Raw genomic sequence first — 21,344 nt, forward strand, 5'->3', positions numbered from 1 at the left:
ATGTTAACAACCTTTTTGTTAGGGATGCCGATATGGCTAAATTAAGCAAAGAACAGCTCCTGAAACGACAGTTTCTGGATCCCAAGCACTACCCTTATGGCTTTTCCCGCTCCGGTGATTTTTCGATCTCCGAGAGTCAGGCGCTGAGCCGGTATGGCTGCCTGATCGCAGCACTGGTGGACGGTGAGCTGGAGCCAGAAAACGATGAGGAAGAGAGCCTGCTGGCTGCGGCGCGGGGTGAGCAGGAGCCCGGCACCACCGCAGAAAAAGCCTGGTGCAAATACCAGAAACGCATCAACCGTCCGCGTATGGGCAGCATTTATGGCAGTCGCTCTGGCAGCATCAGCGATTCTGACGATATCGGTGAAGACAGCGAACTGGAGATAGAGCTGGACGACTAGCATGACTCTGTGCAGGGGGAAATCTTCCCTCTGCCTTTTCACACCATCAAATCAAAAGCTTCATCCTACTTTTTCCGTATATAGGGATAAACATCTCACTTTTATCCGATTTTCTGTTTAAACCTACCTATTGATTCAGTATAGTGCCGGGTAACTAAGACAATCCGTTTTTGCGGATTGGTTTGCTGTCAGTTTAGTCAGAAAATCGGCTGATGCCGGTATGTGCAATCCAGCCAAATAAAGAGATGGGAGAGTTTCTGGTGGAAATGATGTCAGGTGCCGCCATGGTGGTAAGAGCACTGAAAGACGTAGGGGTAAAGCATGTGTTCGGATACCCCGGCGGTGCTGTACTGGATATTTATGATGCCTTGTATGCTCAGGAGGATGTGCAGCACATTCTGGTCCGACATGAGCAGGCTGCCGCACATATGGCGGACGGCTATGCCAGGGCGACCGGCCAGACCGGCACGGTTCTGGTCACCTCCGGCCCCGGCGCCACCAATACCATCACCGGCATAGCCACAGCCTATATGGACAGTATTCCCATGGTCGTGCTCTCCGGACAGGTGCCTTCCATGCATATCGGCGAAGATGCTTTCCAGGAAACCGATATGGTCGGCTGTTCGCGCCCTATCGTTAAACACAGCTTTCTGGTTAAACGTGCCATCGACATCCCCGAAGCTATCGCTAAGGCCTACTATATCGCCAACAGCGGCCGGCCAGGGCCGGTAGTGGTGGATCTGCCTAAAGATACGGTGAATGTTCAGGAAAACCATCCTTACCGCTTCCCGGAAAAAGTACAGATGCGCTCCTACAACCCCACCATCAAGGGGCATCTGGGCCAGATCAAAAAGGCGCTGAAGGTACTGCTCAAAGCCAAACGCCCTGTGGTCTATGTGGGCGGTGGTGCCATTGCCTGTGATGCCAGCCCGCTGGTTACTGAGCTGGCAGAAAAACTGAAACTGCCGGTCACCAATACCCTGATGGGGCTGGGAGCCTTCCCGGGCACCCATCCGCAATTTCTGGGCATGTTGGGTATGCACGGCACCGTGCAGGCCAACAAGACCATGCATAATGCAGACTGTATTCTGGCCCTTGGCGCCCGCTTTGATGACCGGGTCACCAACAATGTGCAGAAGTTCTGCCCCCATGCGCAGATTATCCATGTGGATATCGATCCGGCCTCCATATCCAAGACCATAAATGTGCATATTCCGGTTGTGGGCTCGGTTAAGACCGTGCTGACACAGTTTTTTGAGCAGATGCATGAGATTGATGAAAACGAGCGCAAAGAGCAACTGCAGGACTGGTGGGAACAAATTGAAGCCTGGCGCAGCCGTGATTGTCTGGCCTATGCCAGAGACGATAAACAAATCAAGCCTCAGCAGGTGATCGAATCTTTGTACAAACATACTCAGGGTGATGCCTATGTCACCTCTGATGTGGGTCAGCATCAGATGTTTGCAGCGCTGTATTATCCCTTTGCCAAACCCCGGCGCTGGATAAACTCAGGTGGCCTGGGCACCATGGGTTTCGGCCTGCCTGCTGCTATGGGCGTACAGGTGGCCCACCCTGATGCAGTTGTGGCCTGTGTTACCGGTGATGGCAGTATCCAGATGAATATCCAGGAGCTTGCCACCTGCCTGCAATACGGTATGCCGGTAAAAATCATTTCGCTGAATAACCGGGCACTGGGTATGGTGCGGCAATGGCAGGATATGATTTACAAAGGTCGGCATTCTCATTCCTATATGGATTCATTACCGGATTTCGTTAAGCTGGCGGAAGCCTATGGCCATGTGGGTATTAAAGTCGATAAACCAGAAGAACTGGATGAGGCCATGGCCCGCTGTTTTGCTATGAAAGACAAACTGGTATTTATGGACATCACCGTAGATCAGAATGAGCATGTTTACCCTATGCAGATTAAGTACGGCGCCATGGATGATATGAGACTGAGTAAAACGGAGCGCACCTGATGAGAAGAATTATTTCTGTATTGATGGAAAACGAACCCGGCGCCCTGTCACGTATTATCGGGCTGTTCTCACAACGGGCCTATAACGTTGACTCATTGTGCGTGGCACCCATTGATGACTCCAGCTTGTCCAGACTGACCATTACCACTCAGGGTGATGACAAGGTCATTGAGCAGATCACCAAGCAGGTGAATAAGCTGATCGATGTGCTGAAGATCTCCGATCTGACCGAAGGCAGTCATGTTGAACGTGAGCTGATGCTGGTTAAAGTCGGTACACGCAACGAAAACAGTCGTTCCGAAGTCAAACGCACAGTGGAAATCTTCCGAGGCAAAATCGTTGATGTGACGCCGAAAAACTACACCATTGAGCTGACCGGCACCAGCGACAAACTGGATGCCTTTGTACAGACCGTAGGACAAACCGGTGAAATCATTGAAATCTCCCGCACCGGCGTCTGTGGCCTTTCGCGGGGTGAAAAGGCAATGCGCCCGTGACGTTTCCCCCCGGTATCGTAATATAAAAAAACGCCAGCAGCATGCTGGCGTTTTTTATGTGCAAAAGAGAATCTGACTACTCGGTTTTCAGCTTATCCAGCTGCTGTTGCAACTGCTTCACGCAATTGCTGATATCCTGAGCACTATGCATGGAGGATTTTGCCAGTTCGGCCACCTGGCTGGTGGCATCACCAATAGACACCATATTCTGATTCAGCTCTTCACTGACCACGCTTTGCTCCTCCGCTGCAGTGGCCATTTGCATAATACGATCAGAAATATTGCCCACTTCGGTCACTATCACGGTCAGATCCTTAAAGGCCTCTTCTGACTTTTCCGCAGTAGAAGTGGCACGGGTGCTATTCTCATCGATAACACTCACCGTAGTTTTTACTTCCTTTTGCAAACCGGCAATCACGTTGCTGATTTCTTCTACGGAATCGGCGGTTTTCGAGGCCAGCGCCCGCACTTCATCGGCCACCACAGAGAACCCACGACCATGATCACCGGCCCGGGCTGCCTCAATAGCCGCGTTCAAAGCCAGCAGATTGGTCTGTTCGGCAATGGCGCCTATTACATCGAGGATCTTACGAATATCATCACTGCGGCCAGACACCTTGGCTACCGCCTCTGACGCCTTACCCATATCCTCGGATAACTGGCTTACCTCATCCACCGCATATTTGAGTTTCTGCTCTGTGGTATTGGCCGACTGCCTTACTGCCTGCGCACTGTCAGCCGCCTCATTCGCATGCTTGGCCACATCGGCAGCAGTGGAAGACATTTCTGTGATTGCCGTGACCACACTGTCAATCTCCTGATGCTGGCGACTGATCTGATCACTGGTATTCTGGGCAAAACCCTTTGTTTCTCCTGCGCTGCCGGCCACTTCACGACTGGAGGACTTGACACTGTCGAGCAGCGAGCGAATTTTATCCTGGAACTGATTAAAACCATCCGCCAGCGAAATCAGCTCAGCATGAGTATTCACCTCCAGATTTTGGGTCAGATCGCCACCCTGTCCCGCCAGTTGTTTCATCCGATCAGACACCATTCTCAGGGGGCTGACGATAGACTGAGTAAACAGCCACACCACCAGCAGAGATACGGCCACCAGAATCAGGGCAATCACCAACAGTTGGGCCAGTAAGGCGCTCACCTCATCCTCAATAGACCGGGATACCGCACCCACTGCCGCCATAGCCGCCTGATAATCAACACCGATAATCAGCTGCCACTGGGTCGATGCTGTTTCCAGTTTGATAGGCTGTGCCACGTACAGATAAGAGCCGATTCTCAAAGCTGTATCAGACTCTGACAACGCTATCAGTCGCTCTGCATCTTTGTCATCCACCAGCTCAGAAAAGGGCCTTGCCAACTTGGCTTCACCATCTGTGGCGGCGGCCAGAAAACCATCCTGACTAACCAGATAAACCCTGGATTTGCCGTTAAACAGCGAGGCTGCCAGCTCTTTGGCGCGGGTCTGCAGTATCGGCAGATTCATATCTGCACCCACCACACCACGGAATCGCCCCTGAGCCATCACAGGTACCACAAGGCTGGTCATAAGCTCTTCGTAACCAGGTCTGATTTCATAATTGTAAGGATTGGTGATGCAGGGACGACGCTTCTCCATGGCACATAGGTACCATTCTGCGGCTCTGAAGCCAAATTCATCCAGACTGGTATCGTGCTTTTCTTCTGCATCGTCGACTTCTTCCAGTACCAGACTGCCATCAGGCTCACGCACATAATACACCTCCAGTGTGCCGTGGCCGTCTACGGAATGGGCAAAGCCGGACAGATAATCCTGATCGGCATCATAAAAACCGTTGTCTTCAAATTGTGCGTACATTGAGGAAGAGGGACTGACCGACAAGGTATAGCGCACCAGATCCTGTACCTGCTGCCGGCTCAGGGCATGCTCACCGCCATCTTCAATAGTCTGAGCCAGTTGCGTCGCCAACGCCCTGGGATACTGAAAAAGGGTTTCAATGGAGGCCGCGACTTCTGCCGCCTGTTGACCAGCCTGCGCCCGCAGGCCTGTTACGACCTGCTGTTCGAGTTGTTCACTCACCTCACCGACAATAATCTGTTCAGAGCGGCCAAGGGACCAGTTGCTGTACAGCAGGAAAGCCAGCGTTACCACTATCAGTAACACGCCCACAGTAAAAAGAAGTTTAAGTGCTAAAGAAGCCTGTCGGAATGCATTCATTTTAAAGTACCAGGGGTTGCAACAAATCTATGGGCCAGCGTCTCCTGGCTGACACAAAACTCCTGTCTGTATCGGCCACGACAGATTTATCTTTCATTTTTGTCTCTGTAACGCACTCAGAGTGCACTGAAATAATGGTAAATAAATCAGTTAAATACCAATAATTTAAGAGCACTGGTTTAAAAATCAGTTAAAAATTTGCGCAAGCCGGACAATTTCCATCCGCGCCGCTTCCTTTTTTAAGGCTTATTTCTTATAAAAACTAAGAATATAAAAACAAAAAGCTATTAAGGCGCAACCCGACAGCCCGTCAAATCAGCCTCTGATAACCAGTATTGTTGCTTTTTACAACTCAGTAACCGGAACACTACATTAAAACCACAGACATCCTTCACCGATGCCATAGAGTTGATAGGGCAGGCAGGTGCTTGCTTAACAGGTTGAAAACCACTGAGGTGTAAGATGAAAAAGTTAACTCTGATAATGTCAGCCATGGCCCTGGTGCCGATGCTCTCTGTAGCCTCAATCAAGGGCCCGGACAACGAAGATGTGCCAATGTACAAATTTTCAGGCGATCTGGCCTTTGCCGGATTCTGTAAGTCTGTATTGCATAATGATGTGTCTATGCTGCGCAGGAATGTCAGTCAGCAGGTTGGCCGCGTAGCGGCGACGTCAAGGGGGGTTTACCGTTCCTTGCTGGATACCGATGGTGTGACCTGCGCCGGACAGGATTTGGTCAGCTTTTCACAAAGCCGCAAAGCCGAAGAGGTACTGGCCTATCTGCAGCGAAGAGCAAGTGCGTTATGAAGCAAATAACAGGTAACGGCCTGCACTCGCAGGCCGTTTTTTAACAGTGTCTTATGGCCTTTGAAACCAGATGGGGTTTAAGGGCAGCTCAAACAGCAGCGGCGACATGTTCTGGTAATGCTGGCGATTGGCCTGGCAACGAATATTTTTCGGGTAGTTCACTTTCCAGGGATCGTTGACCATCCACAGACTGTTATCTTTGACCGCAATGCCTTCGATGGCTGTAAATTCAATAGGCTCCCAGTCCGGGCACTCGCCTCCGGCTTCGGCCATAAAATCCAGATCCAACATACGTGTGGGTAACCTTTTATCCAAATCGACTATCCACAACTGGTCATCATTACGGGCCGCAGCCAATAAAAAGCCACTTCCCTCTCCGGCAGCATAGTATTCAAGTGCATTGATAGGATGATTGCCGGATACAAACTGCGGCAATAGCAATTCAGCATCCTCCACTGCCACAAAGTTTTCGCTCTGCCAGAACCTTTCACCGACTGTGGTTTTAAAGATCCGTGGTTGCACCGCCATATCCTTTTCCAGCGCCATGTACAGGGTCCGCCCCGGTCCAAAAGCCAGTCCCTCGATACCATCATTAGGGAAGTTGCCTACCCGATACCCAGGGTCAAACTGCAATGGCCTTAACCCGGTAACCAGCAGTTGCCGGTCCGGCTGCAATTCGAGTCTGATCAACACAGTTGGAAAGTCCGTGGAGCCCGATTCGGCATAACGCCTTGCACAATCATCGCTGAGCACAGATTTGGACGCATCTTCAGTAACAGTGATAAATACCCTGTGATCATCCGGATCCACCACCAGCGCTTCAAGGTCGGGGTTATCACCCACATAATCGGCGAAACAGGAGTCTTTGACCTGCTCACTCAGACTGATCGGCCACTGCGGTTCTGCAAGGCGGGCATTGTCAGGGTCAATGGGATGCACCCTGAGTCTCTGGGACTCGATAGCACTGCGATCAGAAACAGACAATAACTTTCCCTGCCACAATGCTAATCCGGATGGCTGCGGGTCAGCCATAACAGTACCATCGCTATGACGGATCCACTGGCCTTTTACCTCAAGCTGCTGAGCCGCTACTAAGGTTGTACTGGCATAAAAAAATAACAAAAGGCCGAAAAGAAGTGTCCTGTTCAAGTTCATTGCTCCCTGTTTGACCGGATATCGGGATTATCGATTCTCTGAGATTACTTGGCTTGCCAAGCAAGGGTCAAGCCTGCGCCAGTATTGTCGCGAAATATTCACTTTAAGCATCCGATCGTCATGGCAATTGCAGGAATGGCGCAGTACTGGTAAAAATGATGAATGAAAAATAATACCCCCTTCGTACTTGCCGGCCCATTGCTGCGCCATTGTAGTCCGACAGAGCTGAATTTCTGGTTGGTAACCAATGCCGCCTGTGAAATAGAACTGCAACTTTTCGATGACAACAATCACAATTTACTGCAAAGAGCACTGAAGGAGCCTGAACACCGGCAGATCCGCATGGGTCGCGATTGTGTGATGCACCTGTTACAGGTGAAACTCGGACATCTTTTGCCGGAAAACAGACTGATTCAGTACGAGTTATTGCTGGGTGACCAGCGCATTCCCGTCAGCCAGAGCACAGACGGACTTTGTTATCCTGGTTATCACCACCCGGGTTTTGTCATCAACTCCCGCATTGATAACCTGCTGCATGGATCCTGCCGTAAACCCCATCATCCTTCTGAAGACGGCTTGTTGCAGGTAGACAGAGTGTTGGAAGACACACAGGCAAGCCCCAAGCAACGACCTGCAATGCTGATATTATCCGGTGATCAGGTCTATGCCGATGATGTAGCCGGACCCATGCTGGTGGCGATCCATCAGTTGATTGAAAAGCTGGGCCTGTTTGATGAGCACTGGCAAGGCACCGAAACAAACTGCAGTCAGCAACTGTTTAGCGATCCGAATTGTTATTATCAGCGAGAGGCCCTGTTACCCGCTGATAAAGCCTCGCAGAAAATGCTTGAGCGGCTATTTGCAGGTGCCAGCAAGCCTATTTTCACTTCATCCGGAGCCCATAATCACCTGATCAGTTTCAGCGAAATGCTGGCCATGTATCTGCTGGTATGGTCGCCGGAATGCTGGCAATGGGTAGATCTTGCAGCAGGTGAACAACGAATCCCGGTGAAACATTGCGCCAGATATCGTCAGGAAAAGGCCATCATTCAGGATTTTAGTGCCAATCTAAAGCAGATACGCCGGGCGCTGGCACATATCCCCAGCTATATGATTTTTGATGATCATGATGTTACCGATGACTGGAACCTCAGCCGTAGCTGGGAAGAGTCAGCCTACGGCCACCCTTTCTCGAAACGCATTATCGGTAATGCTCTGCTGGCCTATTTTCTCTGCCAGGGCTGGGGCAATAAGCCGGAAAACTACCCTGAATTACTGGCTCAGACCCTGCCACGCTTCACCGACAAGGGGATTGAAGATCACGACCAGCTACTAGACATCATGCTCAGGTGGGAACACTGGCACTACTATCTGGATACCCAGCCCAAACTGATTGTACTGGATACCCGTACTCACCGATGGCGCTCAGAGAGCAAGGCCTCCAAGCCCTCTGGGCTGATGGACTGGGAAAGCCTGACTGAGTTGCAACAACAACTGATTGGCGAAGATGCAGTGATTATGGTGTCACCTGCGCCCATCTTTGGGGTTAAACTGATTGAAGTGGTACAAAGGATTTTTACTTTCTTTGGAAAGGCTCTGTTGGTGGATGCTGAAAACTGGATGGCGCATCCCGGTGCGGCCAATGTGCTGTTGAATATCTTCCGGCATCACAAAACACCGCCTCATTTTGTGATCCTCTCTGGCGATGTGCACTACTCTTTCGTTTACAACGTCACACTGAGATTCCGCAGACACAGCCCTGAAATTCTTCAGATCACCTCCAGCGGTATAAAAAACACCTTTCCGGAGCGTCTGCTGCGCTGGTTTGATGGCCTGAATCGCTGGCTTTTCGCCAGCCGTTCACCTCTGAATTATTTTACTAAAAGACGACGCATGCTGATCAAAAGACGACAACCAGAACATGCCGATGGTGTATTGCTGAACCAAAGCGGTATCGGCCAGGTATTGCTGAACGAAGACTACGAGAAAATTCGCGCACGTGTCCTCAGCAGTAAAGGAACCATCGAGTTTAAGTAATCACCGCCCCTATTCCTGCGCTACCAAACCTTGATAAAGAGGTTTCCAGACAGCTCTGGTGTTCGTTTTTTAACTGTATGGCGCTAGTCCACCAGATAATATTCGATAGTCGAGACCACCCGCACTTTTTTAATATAGGGCGTATTGCGATCCCTGTCGCTGATGCTGAACTGCCCCTGTGATGCCCGGCGGATCTTGCCCAGTTGGCTATCCGAATCCCGGGCAAATTTTTGTGCCACGGTACGGGCATTTTTAGTCGCCTCCTCCACCATTTCCGGTTTCAGATCATTGAGTCCGTTAAACTGATAGTCGGGCTGGTTTTCATAAGCGTTGCCGCCAAACACCACACCTTCCTTGCCCAGTTCAGAAATCGTCTGCATGGCACTGCGCACTGTTTCAATTTCGCCGGTATAGACCGTTACCGTCTGCACCGCGGTATAGCGAAACTCAGCCTTCTGCCCCCCTCCCCACTGCTGAGCCGACTTATCGGTCACCAGCGGTGGATTGATACTGATGGCTTCCTCAGCAATGCCTTTTAAGGTCAGAAATGCACGGATTTTCTCCACATGCTTCTCCATGCCCAGATAGAGTTGCTGCAGATCATTCTCAGCCCCGGTAAAGGTAATGGGCCAGATAACAACATCTGCCGGGACTTCCCGCTCCGATAACCCTTTGACCGTTACCGTGCGCTCATACTCCTTAACATCAATGGCAGCACCGGCCAGCAGATAGCCAAGCAGTACCAGCCCCAGAAAAATACCGATAGCCAGTATGCGATTCTGTTCCCTTTCCATATTGATCCTCTGTCGTTGATTTGCCTTAAGGATAATCCATAAATAAGGCAGAAATCTGACCATTTTCTGATTAAATCTGGCCGGACTTTACAGATGAAATGTTATAGCATAACATTTCATCTGTGGTTTGTTCTGTGTACTGTTTATTTGAAAAGATGGAGACCTGAGTGGAGCGGATGATACGTGACAAAGCCGGTATATTTTTCTCAGGACTATGCCTTTGCCATTGTTTGCTGACCCCAGTGGTCTTGCTTCTGGCTGGAGCAGGTGCACTGACAAACGCCTTTGCATCAGAAACCACGCACCAGCTACTACTGATCCCGGTAATGTTTCTCGCACTTTATAGCCTGCCTGTGGCCTGGTATAAAAGCCGAAATTACCGTCTGTTGGTGCTCACCCTGGCAGGACTGGCTGGGCTGATTTCCGCCCGCTTTTTTCATGGCAACCTGGAAGTCATACTGACCACCGCAGGTTCATTATTCCTGATCGCGGGCCACCTTATCAGCTTTAAACAATGTCGCGGCGACTGAATGTCTATGCAGATCGGTTCCCTGAGTCCGTGTTATCAGCGTTCGTCCTGCGCCGAAGTACTTTCCGCAATCTTCGCCCGGGACACAAATCTCTGCGTTTGGCAGCGAGCCCTGCCCGATAATCTGCAAAACTATGTTTCTATCCTGCAGAGCCAGACTCAGTATCTTAACCTGACCCGGCAGGTCAGCGCACAGAGCGTAACAACATTGTTGTCTCCCTGTTTACCGGAAGCTGAAGGTAAAGCCGCTTTTATTGAAGATATCAGACTGCTGACAGAGATGCTGATTTGTCTGTTTGACTGCCAGTATGCAGGCTTACGGCTGAGGCTGCTTGATGGTGCCATGTGCCCAAGATTTCATACCGACAAGCTGATCTGCAGAATGCTGTGCAGTTACAATACCCTTGGTACGCAGTGGCTGGGTAATGCAGCCATTGATCGCAGCAAACTCGGCCATGGCAGTGGCGGGCTGGATGATGCCCATTCAGGGCTGTATTCCGACACTACAGCTGTCTGCAATGCCACAGCCGGCGATGTGTTATTGCTTAAAGGCGAAGCCTGGCCGGATAATGAGGGGGGCGGTGTGGTACACCGGTCGCCGGCCGTGCCAGACGGCACAAAAAGATTGTTATTAACACTGGATCCCATGTGAGGACATTGTATGTTCAGAATCGCCTTATCCCTGCTCACCTTGTTACTGTGTAGCACCGCACCGCAAGCTCAACACAAAGCTCATACCCATGGCGAAGGCACTCTCAGTCTGGCTCAGGATAATAGTGACTGGTATCTCGAACTCGCCCTTCCGGCAATGGATCTGCTCGGCTTTGAACATGCACCCCAAAATACGGCGCAGAAGCAAAAAATTAACGAACTGGCAGACAGGCTTGGCGACAGCGATAATCTGATCCGTTTTTCACCAGACTGCAGACTGACGGAAAAAGTTTTAGAGTTGCCTGATCAGCATAGGAGTGATCATCACCATCACAGTGATATCAGTGTGCAATACCGCTTTAGCTGCCCTGGTGATGTCAGCAATGCCAGGCTCACGATTTTCACCTGGGCCACGAGTCTGCACCTACTTCACACCCAATGGCTGACACAAAAATCCACTGCATCAGCCCGACTGACCCCGGAACAGCCACAGATAGAATTTTAGAAGGTTACTCCTCGTACGGGTAAACCTCTGTCGGTTAAATCCGATAAGATCAACTGGTATGCACTCCTGCAACAAATTTTTACCTATTGCTGCAGCGGCCCGGATCCTGAAGCGCTAGAATATCCGGCTTTCAACAAGAGCCAGAGATAACAATAATGCAAATTCAGCCCTCTGAACGCCTGTATTACCGGCTGATGAATGAACATGACGGCGATCTGTTATTTGAGCTGGATCAGGATCCGGCCGTCATGCAGTACATTACTTATGGGAAGACCACCAGCAGGGATGAGATTAAAAACACCTTTATTCCCCGTATGCTGAGTTATCGCAACCCACAAAAAGGCTGGGGACTATGGCAGGTGAATATCAAACAGGATGATCGTTTTATTGGCTGGATCCTGGTCAGACCCATGCACTTTTTCAATGACAACCGCGATGACCAGGATATTGAACTGGGCTGGCGCTTTAAACAGGCAGCCTGGGGTAAAGGCTATGCCACTGAGGCGGCCCGCCATATTGCCGATGCCATTGTTGGCCATGATGCAAATATCCATTCAATCAGCGCCATTGCCATGGAAGACAACCATGGCTCCATTAATATTATGCGAAAACTGGGTATGCAATTTATCAAACATGACCTGCATAAAGACCCGCTGGGGGATATGGAAGTGGTGTATTACCGCAAGATGTTAGAGCGCTAGTTTAGAAACTGAGGTTTCTCGCCCCTCTGCGGTGACCCCCTTCTTACGAGTCTTTAGTGTTTTTGGTGATTCAATCGCTCTTGCCCTAAGCGCATCGTCACAAACTCTTCGGCGCTGGTGGGTCAGCGCAAAGGACCAGATTTGATTGGCAGACATGGTACCGCCATTTGGATAATAAATATAAGCAGGGGATGGGGTGAACCTTACCCGGCATCCTGCCGGGCCAGCGTCCAGGCTGTTGGACAAATCCCAATCTTCCCGAGCTTCCTGCCACTTCATCCTACGGATGACATAGAAGATTGTAACCTGCCGGGCATCCTGCCCCAGCCATCCCTGGCATCGGAAAAGGAGAGTTTTCGGTTTCCCGCCGAAACAGCCATCCAGGCTATAGTAAGGTTCATGAATAGACTATATCAAGAGCCATGCCATGATGTATTAACCCATGAAAATCAACAAGTTATATGAATTCAGCAGACAATATCCAATTATGGCTCACAGTGAAATGTCTCCATACCCCAACAGTTTTTGCATACAAATCTGTTTTTTAATAAGAATCAACGAGTTAACATGTTGTCGATCCAACACGGTGGTGGTCCATTGCGGTGGAGACGCAGCGCTCTCTGCCGGAAAGCAGAACACTGCGGACGTTTTCCCTCATATCAATCCATTTCCTGGCTTTAGCATTTCGTGGTTCAATCGCTCTTACCCTCAGCGCATCGTCACAAACTCTTCGGCGCTGGTGGGATGAATCGCCACACAGGCATCAAAATCGGACTTAGTGGCGCCCATTTTTATGGCCACGCCAAAGCCCTGCAGGATCTCATCCATACCCATGCCAATGCCATGCAGGCCCACCACTTTTTCCTCCGGGCCGGCGCAGATCAGCTTCATTTTGGTTTGCTGGCGATGGCGGGTTAAGGCCGTATACATGGCGGCGAAAGCAGAGCGGTAAACGCGGATATTGTCGGCTCCATATTGTTCAACAGCCTGCTTTTCGGTCAAACCTACGGTGCCGATCACAGGATGGCTGAACACCACAGTGGGAATATTAGTATAATCCATGTGCGCCTGAGGCTGGTTGTTAAACAGCCGTTCAGAAAGCAAACGCCCAGCCTTCACTGCCACCGGGGTCAGTTCCATCTGGCCGGTATTATCCCCTACCGCATAAATGCCCGGTGCGCTGGTGTTCTGGTACTTATCCACCCTGATATAGCCTTTGTCATCACAATCCACACCGGCTTTTTGCAGACCCAGGTCGGCGGTCGCCGGTTTGCGGCCAATGGCCCAGATCAGGCTGTCTACTTCCAGACTGTTACCGTTTTTAAAGCTGACTTTAAGAGCGTCTCCAGGCTGCTTTTCCACTTTTTCCACATCGCTGTGGGTATGCAGTGTCGGGCCTTCATTGGCCATCAGTTCCACCAGCGTATCGGAAATCATCTCATCAAAGTGTCGTAGCGGTTTGTCATGCCGCACCGCCAGGTGAGTTTCGCTGCCCAGCGCGTGCAGCACCCCGGCCAGTTCCACGGCAATATAACCGGCACCCACTACCAGCACCCGTTCTGGTTGCTGATTCAGTGCGAAAAAGCCGTCAGAGTCGATGCCATGTTCGGCGCCAGGCACATCGGGCCAGACCGGCTGACCACCGGTAGCCAGCAAAATATGTCTGGCCCGGTACTGCTGGCCGTTTACTTCAATGGTATTGGCATCAACAAAACGGGCAAAACCCTCAATACGCTCAATACCGTTATTGCCCAGTACCCTGTCATAAGAGCCGTGAATACGCTTGATATAAGCTTCACGACTTTCCATCAGCGTCTGCCAGCTGAACTGATTGAGACTGACATCGAAGCCATAGTCAGGGGCATAGAGCTTGATGGCTTCAGCCACCTGGGCACCAAACCACATGGCTTTTTTGGGTACACAGCCTACGTTTACACAGGTACCACCGATCTGTTTTGCCTCGACCAGCGCCACTCTGGCCCCATGGCTGGCGGCGCGATTGGCCGAAGCAATACCACCACTGCCGCCGCCGATACAAATATAATCAAATTCTGTCATAGCTTGTTTACTCAGTATTAGGGATGACCACAATGCATCCGATTGTGCCAGCAAACGCAACTACTGGCGAATTTGTGTTGCTCTGGTGCAAACGACAGGATATGGGGCGTTTTACTTTCCCCGACAAGCCTCGACTGATTAATTTTCAGACAATTTTGATCCAGCGCAAAAGGCATGAATTTACGCTTTGCCAATTCCCAAAATCAGAGCTATCTAATAACTCCCTACCAGCAAAAGGAGATGATGATGAGCTTATTTCCCAGCCTTTTTGGCAACCATAAACCCGAAGCGGTGAACTCACTACGTAGTCGTATTGATAATGTTTTTGAGGACTTTTTCCGGGACTGGCCACAGAGTCAGACTTCTCAGTGGTTAAAGCCTGCTGTTGATATTGCTGAAACCAAAGAAGCTCTGGAAGTCAAAGTCGATCTACCGGATATGAACCGCGAAGACATCAAACTGGAATTACACGGTGATCAATTGGTTATTCAGGGCGAAAAGCAGTTCAGGCAGGAGGATAAAGAAGACAAAGGCTACCATCTGATTGAACGTTCCTACGGTTCATTCAGGCGGGTCATCCCCTTGCCCTTTTCCCTTGCGGATAACAGCCAGGTGCGGGCCAGCTATGACAAAGGCGTGCTGACGGTTATGCTGCCCAAACCGGCTGAAAGCGAAACGGCCAGTAAGCGGATAGCGATCGGCTAAACAAACTCATGCAGGTGGCAAGCATGTCACCTGCTTTATACCCGCACTGATCATTACTGTTAACAGGCGCTCCTGTTGTTTTATCAATGTATATCACTATCTGCAACGAAATCGGTGATCGACTATTGAGTTTCACCGGTACAGCCTTATCTTGTACCCATAAACTCTGATAATTCAACAGCGAGAATCAAATGACCCGGAACCAACAGTCAGTTCAGGCGCTACCACGCTTTTCCGAGATCAGACCTGAGCATATCAGGCCTCAGGTAGAACAGGCCATCGCCCACTGCAAATCAGAGATAGAGCGGCTGGTAAAGCAGCCTCAGTTCAGCTGGGATAATCTGGTGATGCCGCTGGATGAAGCGGACGATAAGCTCAGCCGCCTGTGGTCACCGGTTTCCCATATGAATTCAGTGGTCAGTAACGATGATTTGCGCCAGGCCCATGACGCCTGTTTACCGCTGCTGTCTGAATACAGCACCTGGGTGGGGCAGCATGAAGGGTTATATCAGGCCTATAAAGCCATTAAAGACAGTGCTGAGTTTGCCGAGTTGTCGCAGCCACAGCAAAAAGTCATCGACAACACACTGCGTGATTTTGAGCTAAGCGGCGTGGCCCTGGCCGATGACAAGAAAAAACGCTTTGCCGAGATTCAGAGCCGCTTATCGGATCTTTCCTCCGCCTTCAGTAATAATCTGATGGATGCCACTCTGGGCTGGAGCAAGCATGTTACCGATAAAGAGCAACTGGCTGGCCTGCCTGAATCGGCGCTGGATGCCGCAGCCCAGGCCGCGCGCCAGAAAGATCTTCAGGGCTGGCTGTTTACCCTGGATATTCCCAGTTATCTGCCGGTGATGATGTACGCCAATAACCGCGAACTGCGCGAGGAAATGTACCGTGCCTTTTCTACCCGCGCCTCCGATCAGGGCCCCAATGCGGGTAAATGGGACAACAGCGAAATCATGGAAGAAACCCTGGCACTGCGTCATGAACTGGCGCAATTACTGGAGTTTGATTCCTACGCCCACAGCTCTCTGGCGACCAAAATGGCGGAGTCGCCACAACAGGTGATTGGCTTTTTAGAGGATCTGGCTAGACGCTCTAAGCCCCAGGCAGAAAAAGATCTGGCCGAGGTCAAAGACTTTGCAGCCAAAGAATATGGCGCCATTGATCTACAGGCCTGGGATCTGGCCTATTACAGTGAAAAGCTCAAGGAATCCCGCTACGCCATCTCCGATGAGCAATTGCGCCCTTATTTCCCTGAACACAAGGTGGTCAAAGGTCTGTTTGAGGTGGTGAACCGCCTGTACGGCATGCAGATCAGCGAGCGCAGCGGCATCGACACCTGGCACAAAGATGTACGCTTTTTTGATATTCATGACCGTGACGGTAACCTGCGCGGCAGCTTCTATCTGGATCTCTATGCCCGCGCCCATAAACGCGGCGGTGCCTGGATGGATGTGTGCCTGGATCGCCGCCATCAAACCGACGGCGCCCTGCAACACCCTGTGGCCTACCTGACCTGCAACTTCAATGGGCCGGTGGGAGACAAACCGGCGCTCTTTACCCATGATGAAGTGGTTACCCTGTTCCATGAATTCGGCCACGGATTGCACCATATGCTGACCCAAATCAGCGCCAGCGGCGTTGCCGGTATTAATGGCGTGCCCTGGGATGCGGTGGAACTGCCCAGTCAATTCCTGGAAAACTGGTGCTGGGAAGAACAGGCACTGGAATTTATTTCCGGGCATTATAAAACCGGAGAGTCTCTGCCCAAGACGCTGCTGGATAAGCTCTTAGCAGCACGCAACTTCCAGTCTGCAATGCAGATGGTTCGCCAGCTGGAATTCAGTTTGTTCGATTTCCATTTACATAAAGATTATCAGCCGGGCAAAAAAGACCAGATACAGCCCATACTGGACAAGGTACGCAAGCAGGTAGCCGTAGTCATTCCGCCCGCTTTCAATCGCTTTCAGCACAGCTTCGGACATATCTTTGCCGGTGGTTATGCTGCCGGATATTACAGCTACAAGTGGGCAGAGGTGCTGTCTTCTGACGCATTTTCACGGTTTGAAGAAGAAGGTATCTTTAACTCTGAGACCGGCCGCAGCTTTCTGGAAAATGTGCTCGAGCAGGGCGGCAGCCGGGAACCCATGGAGCTGTTTGTGGCCTTCCGTGGCCGGGAGCCGAATATTGATGCCTTGTTGCGTCATAGCGGTATTGCTGAATAGGCTGTTTACCGGCACAAAAAGAAATTTCACCGCAGAGCCAGAAAAGTTCTCAGTTGTCAGTTTTAGGGGCTGATAGCTGACGACTTAGATTATTATATCTTTGCGTACTCTGCGACTCCGCGGTGAACAGCTAATAGCCTCAAGGAAAACTAATGGCTGAAATATCACAACCGGAATCCTTCGATGCGCTCTATCAGCGAGCCTGCGAGCGCAAGGGCGGCGAACAGGCATTAAAAGCCCTGCTCGGCAATCCAAAAAGTAATAAGGCGCTGAGGCAACTGGGTGATGACCGCTATCTGGCCGAGTTCAGTAAAAAGATCTTTCAGTCGGGCTTTGTCTGGCGGGTGGTGGAGAACAAATGGCCTGCCTTCGAGGAGCTGTTTTTCGGCTTTGATATCGACAAGGTACTGCTGATGCCCGATGAGATGCTGGAGCGCAAAGCCGCCGACCCCGCCATTATCCGCAACTATAAAAAAGTGCGTACCATCCGCGATAATGCCCTGATGATCGACAGCATCCGCCGAGAACACGGCAGTGTTGGCAACTTTGTTGCCGACTGGCCCGGTGAGGATATTACCGGTCTGTGGGCTTATCTGAAAAAGCACGGTGAGCGCCTCGGTGGTAATACCGGCCCTTATGCCTTAAGAGCACTGGGCAAAGATACTTTCTTACTCAGTCGAGACGTAGAGGCCTATTTCCGCCAGCACAAACTGATCGACGGTGGCCTCACCAGCAAGCGTAACCTGGATAAAATTCAGCAGGTATTTAACCAGTTGCAACAACAAAGCGGCCTGCCCCTGCAACAGCTCAGCCAGATTATTGCCTACAGCACCGGCGATAATTATGTGGTCTGAGTTATTAATCAAATAAATTGATGAACGGGTAGCGGCTCGCCTTGCAGACCCTAACGACATACAAAGCCTGATCATTAGTCCATCAATTGACGTATCAAGGTCACTGTCAAACTCCGCCTAATCAGGTAAACTAGCTGCCAGTAATCAAAGGAGTTTTCATGAGCGAGCCAGGCCAGTCACAACCACAGTCAGACGATCAGACCCATTTTGGTTTTAAAACCGTCGAGAAGCAGCAAAAAGCTTCGATGGTGGCCGAGGTATTTCATTCCGTGGCCGGCAAATATGATCTGATGAACGATCTAATGTCCATGGGTATTCATCGCTTATGGAAACGCTTCACTATCGACTGCAGCGGCGTACGCCCTGGCCACAAAGTGCTGGATCTGGCCGGTGGAACCGGTGATCTGGCGGCGAAATTTTCACGCCTGGTGGGTGAGCAGGGTGAAGTGGTACTGGCCGATATTAATAATGCCATGCTCAGAGTGGGGCGGGACAAGCTCCGTGACAAAGGCATACTGGGTAATGTGGATTATGTTCAGGCCAATGCCGAATGCCTGCCTTTTCCTGACAACCACTTTGATCTGATTACCATTGCTTTTGGCCTGCGCAATGTCACCGACAAAGACAAAGCGCTGGCGTCCATGTTACGGGTACTTAAACCCGGTGGCCGGTTGCTGGTACTGGAATTCTCGAAGCCGGAGTTTGATGCCCTGAGCAAGGTCTATGACCTGTATTCTTTTCATCTGCTGCCAAAGATGGGCAAACTGGTTGCCAATGACAGCGAGAGCTATCAATACCTGGCTGAATCCATCCGTATGCACCCGGATCAGGAAACCCTTAAGGCTATGATGGAAGGCGCCGGATTTGAACAGGTGACGTACCACAACCTGACCGGCGGAATTGTCGCCCTGCACCGTGGCTTTAAGTTTTAAGGCCTGTTGATGAGCGCACCGCAATTGCTCACCGCCGGGATTGAACTGGCCCTGAATAACCTTCTGTCTCTGGATCCGGACAGCCAGCAGCGACTTGTGCCCCTGCACGGCAGACGGCTGCAGGTTAAACTGCATGAGCTGCCCTGGCCACTGACCTTTGCCTTTTCAAATCAGGTTGATGTGTTGACGGATGACCAGCAGGTTGACTGCACCATTGAGCTGTCTTTAGCCACCTTGCAGAAAATGCAGGATATCAGTCAGCTCAGTCAGCTGATACAGCAAAAAGAACTGAGTCTGAATGGCGATATGCACACGGCGCAAAGCTTCAGCAATCTGCTCAAGGAACTGAATATCGACTGGGAAGAGCAACTCTCCCGCTACACCGGCGATGTCATCGCCCACCAGTCTTTTAAGACCGCACGTCAATTTCATCAGGCCGCCCTTTCGCGACTGCAGCGTTTTGGCGAAATACTCAGAGACACCGCCATGGACGAAAAACAGCTGACTGCGCACCCATTGGCGGTAGAAGACTTCTCAGAACAGGTTAACCAGTTGCGTTCAGATGTGGCACGATTTGAAGCCCGGCTACTGCAGCTTGAACAACGACCGAAACAACAAAAAGGCAAATAAATCGTGCAGTTGATGCGTTTATACACCATCAAGAAAACCCTGTTGCAACATGGTCTGGATGAATTGATCCCGCCCCGCTGGTTACCCTGGTACGCCAGAATTGCCCGTCACAGTGCCTTTTGGTTGCGCAACCGTTATCCGGATAAATGCCGCGGCGAACGCATTCGTCTCGCATTGCAGTCATTGGGGCCGGTGTTTATCAAATTTGGTCAGATGCTCTCTACCCGTCGTGATCTGCTGCCGCCGGATATTGCCGATGAACTGACATTACTACAGGACAAAGTACCGCCTTTTGACAGCACACTGGCCCGACAAACCATAGAGAAGGCACTGGGGTTATCTTCCATCGATCAACTGTTTGATGAATTTTCCGCCGCCCCCCTGGCCTCAGCCTCCATCGCCCAGGTGCATACGGCCAGACTTAAACCTGAAGGCCAACAGGTGGTGATCAAAGTCATCCGGCCCCGCATTGGCGATACCATCCATGCGGACATCGAGCTGATGTATACCCTGGCCATGGTGGTACAAAAATGGCTGCCCGACGGCAAGCGGCTGCGTCCCGTGGAGGTGGTCAGAGAATATGAAAAAACCATCCTTGAAGAACTGAACCTGTTACAGGAAGCCTCTAACGGTATTCAGCTAAAAAGAAACTTTGAAGACTCCAGCTCCTTGTATATTCCGCATATTTACAGCGATTACTGTCGCAAAAATGTAATGGTGATGGAACGCATCTATGGTATCCCGGTAGCCGACATCGACGCCCTTCATGCTCAGGGTACTGACATGAAAAAGCTGGCCGAACGGGGCGTGGAGGTGTTCTTTACCCAGGTGTTCAGAGACAGCTTCTTTCACGCCGATATGCACCCGGGCAATATCTTCGTGTCCACCGAGAACCCCGCCGATCCTCAGTATATCGGCATTGATTTTGGCATTGTCGGCACGCTGAACCGGGAAGATAAGCGCTATCTGGCGGAAAATTTTGTGGCCTTTTTCAACCGCGACTACCGCAAGGTGGCAGAGCTGCACGTGGACTCTGGCTGGGTGCCGGCCGATACCGATCTGGAAGAGTTTGAAGTGGCGGTCCGTACCGTCTGCGAACCCATATTTCAGAAACCGCTGGCTGAAATCAGTTTTGGTATAGTGCTGTTACAGCTGTTTAATACCGCCCGGCGCTTTAATATGCAGGTGCAGCCGCAACTGGTGCTGTTACAAAAAACTCTGCTGTATATTGAAGGGCTGGGACGTCAGCTCTATCCACAACTGGATCTGTGGCAAACCGCCAAACCTTTTCTGGAAAACTGGATGCAGGAGCAGATTGGCGTCAAGGCCCTGTATAAAAAAGTCAGGGCTAACCTGCCCTACTGGTCAGAGAAAATGCCGGAAGTACCGGATTTGCTGTTTGATACCCTGAAGCAGCTCAAGCATCTGCCGCAACAGCAGCAACACTGGATAGCGGCGCTGCAACAACAACAGCATCAGCAACACCGCAGTCGTCGTTATCAGTTACTCGGCAGCACCCTTATCCTCGCCGGTGTGATATTGCCGATCTATCCAGTCAGCGGCTGGTATGCCCTGGGGCTGGCGGGGCTGGGTGTTATCAGCTTTGCCCGCGGCTGGCTGATTAGCAGCAAGCCACAATAGAATTGACGCAGCTATCACAAAA

The 21,344-nt window shown here is 50.9% G+C and carries 20 protein-coding genes; 16 read left to right on the forward strand and 4 right to left on the reverse strand.

Annotated features, from left to right (window positions below):
• The first annotated feature begins 32 nt into the window (after positions 1-32).
• From maoP to ilvN, 3 genes are all read left to right on the forward strand, one after another.
• Positions 33-401: a DUF413 domain-containing protein gene (gene maoP / locus AT746_RS18140; RefSeq protein WP_062484388.1), complete on the forward strand. Its 369-nt coding sequence runs from the start codon at positions 33-35 to the stop codon at positions 399-401.
• Between the two features lie 260 nt (positions 402-661).
• Positions 662-2,380 (forward strand): acetolactate synthase 3 large subunit, encoded by a 1,719-nt coding sequence (locus tag AT746_RS18145; RefSeq protein WP_062484390.1) that lies wholly within the window; start codon positions 662-664, stop codon positions 2,378-2,380.
• On the forward strand, positions 2,380-2,877 hold the full coding sequence (gene ilvN / locus AT746_RS18150; RefSeq protein WP_062483326.1) for an acetolactate synthase small subunit: 498 nt from the start codon (positions 2,380-2,382) through the stop codon (positions 2,875-2,877). The genes AT746_RS18145 and ilvN overlap by 1 nt, the downstream gene beginning before the upstream one ends.
• 76 nt (positions 2,878-2,953) lie before the next feature.
• Here ilvN and AT746_RS18155 read toward each other — a convergent pair whose 3' ends face one another.
• Entirely contained in the window at positions 2,954-5,092 is a 2,139-nt protein-coding gene (locus tag AT746_RS18155; protein WP_062483329.1) for a methyl-accepting chemotaxis protein, read from the reverse strand.
• A gap of 462 nt (positions 5,093-5,554) precedes the next feature.
• On the opposite strand from AT746_RS18155, the gene AT746_RS18160 reads away from it, so the two are divergent.
• A complete protein-coding gene (locus AT746_RS18160; protein WP_062483331.1) occupies positions 5,555-5,899 on the forward strand; it encodes a hypothetical protein in 345 nt (114 codons plus the stop codon).
• A gap of 51 nt (positions 5,900-5,950) precedes the next feature.
• Here AT746_RS18160 and AT746_RS18165 read toward each other — a convergent pair whose 3' ends face one another.
• A complete protein-coding gene (locus tag AT746_RS18165) occupies positions 5,951-7,048 on the reverse strand; it encodes a hypothetical protein (RefSeq protein WP_420480298.1) in 1,098 nt (365 codons plus the stop codon).
• A 168-nt stretch (positions 7,049-7,216) separates the two neighbouring features.
• Between AT746_RS18165 and AT746_RS18170 the strand changes: the two genes are divergently transcribed.
• Positions 7,217-9,091: an alkaline phosphatase D family protein gene (locus AT746_RS18170; RefSeq protein ID WP_062483335.1), complete on the forward strand. Its 1,875-nt coding sequence runs from the start codon at positions 7,217-7,219 to the stop codon at positions 9,089-9,091.
• A gap of 83 nt (positions 9,092-9,174) precedes the next feature.
• On the opposite strand, the gene AT746_RS18175 is transcribed toward AT746_RS18170, so the two are convergent.
• Entirely contained in the window at positions 9,175-9,885 is a 711-nt protein-coding gene (locus tag AT746_RS18175; protein WP_062483337.1) for an SIMPL domain-containing protein, read from the reverse strand.
• Positions 9,886-10,061: 176 nt separating this feature from the next.
• Between AT746_RS18175 and AT746_RS18180 the strand changes: the two genes are divergently transcribed.
• The 4 genes from AT746_RS18180 (at position 10,062) to AT746_RS18195 (ending at position 12,271) form a co-directional block, all read left to right on the forward strand.
• Positions 10,062-10,415 carry a MerC domain-containing protein gene (locus AT746_RS18180; protein WP_231731094.1) on the forward strand — a complete coding sequence of 118 codons (354 nt, stop codon included), beginning with the start codon at positions 10,062-10,064 and terminating at the stop codon, positions 10,413-10,415.
• On the forward strand, positions 10,416-11,066 hold the full coding sequence (locus AT746_RS18185; protein ID WP_062483342.1) for a DUF1826 domain-containing protein: 651 nt from the start codon (positions 10,416-10,418) through the stop codon (positions 11,064-11,066).
• Between the two features lie 9 nt (positions 11,067-11,075).
• Positions 11,076-11,570: a ZrgA family zinc uptake protein gene (locus tag AT746_RS18190; protein WP_062483344.1), complete on the forward strand. Its 495-nt coding sequence runs from the start codon at positions 11,076-11,078 to the stop codon at positions 11,568-11,570.
• 155 nt (positions 11,571-11,725) lie between these two features.
• A complete protein-coding gene (locus AT746_RS18195) occupies positions 11,726-12,271 on the forward strand; it encodes a GNAT family N-acetyltransferase (RefSeq protein WP_062483346.1) in 546 nt (181 codons plus the stop codon).
• 708 nt (positions 12,272-12,979) lie between these two features.
• On the opposite strand, the gene gorA is transcribed toward AT746_RS18195, so the two are convergent.
• Positions 12,980-14,329 (reverse strand): glutathione-disulfide reductase, encoded by a 1,350-nt coding sequence (gene gorA / locus AT746_RS18200; protein ID WP_062483348.1) that lies wholly within the window; start codon positions 14,327-14,329, stop codon positions 12,980-12,982.
• Between the two features lie 32 nt (positions 14,330-14,361).
• Here gorA and AT746_RS19940 point away from each other — a divergent pair, with 32 nt between their 5' ends.
• The 7 genes from AT746_RS19940 (at position 14,362) to ubiB (ending at position 21,322) form a co-directional block, all read left to right on the forward strand.
• Positions 14,362-14,610, forward strand: a complete 249-nt coding sequence (locus tag AT746_RS19940) for a hypothetical protein (protein ID WP_197414291.1) — start codon at positions 14,362-14,364, stop codon at positions 14,608-14,610.
• On the forward strand, positions 14,576-15,034 hold the full coding sequence (locus tag AT746_RS18205) for an Hsp20/alpha crystallin family protein (protein WP_062483350.1): 459 nt from the start codon (positions 14,576-14,578) through the stop codon (positions 15,032-15,034). The genes AT746_RS19940 and AT746_RS18205 overlap by 35 nt, the downstream gene beginning before the upstream one ends.
• 191 nt (positions 15,035-15,225) lie before the next feature.
• Positions 15,226-17,265 (forward strand): oligopeptidase A, encoded by a 2,040-nt coding sequence (gene prlC, locus AT746_RS18210; protein WP_062483351.1) that lies wholly within the window; start codon positions 15,226-15,228, stop codon positions 17,263-17,265.
• A 152-nt stretch (positions 17,266-17,417) separates the two neighbouring features.
• Complete coding sequence (locus AT746_RS18215) at positions 17,418-18,119, forward strand: DNA-3-methyladenine glycosylase I (protein WP_062483352.1); 702 nt, start codon at positions 17,418-17,420, stop codon at positions 18,117-18,119.
• Between the two features lie 158 nt (positions 18,120-18,277).
• Complete coding sequence (gene ubiE / locus AT746_RS18220) at positions 18,278-19,051, forward strand: bifunctional demethylmenaquinone methyltransferase/2-methoxy-6-polyprenyl-1,4-benzoquinol methylase UbiE (protein WP_062483355.1); 774 nt, start codon at positions 18,278-18,280, stop codon at positions 19,049-19,051.
• A 9-nt stretch (positions 19,052-19,060) separates the two neighbouring features.
• Positions 19,061-19,681 carry a ubiquinone biosynthesis accessory factor UbiJ gene (locus AT746_RS18225; protein ID WP_062483357.1) on the forward strand — a complete coding sequence of 207 codons (621 nt, stop codon included), beginning with the start codon at positions 19,061-19,063 and terminating at the stop codon, positions 19,679-19,681.
• 3 nt (positions 19,682-19,684) lie between these two features.
• Positions 19,685-21,322, forward strand: coding sequence for a ubiquinone biosynthesis regulatory protein kinase UbiB (ubiB, locus tag AT746_RS18230; RefSeq protein ID WP_062483359.1), 1,638 nt, complete (start codon positions 19,685-19,687; stop codon positions 21,320-21,322).
• Positions 21,323-21,344: the final 22 nt, after the last annotated feature.

The organism is Lacimicrobium alkaliphilum (assembly GCF_001466725.1).
In the GTDB taxonomy this organism is placed as follows: Bacteria; Pseudomonadota; Gammaproteobacteria; order Enterobacterales; family Alteromonadaceae; genus Lacimicrobium; species Lacimicrobium alkaliphilum_B.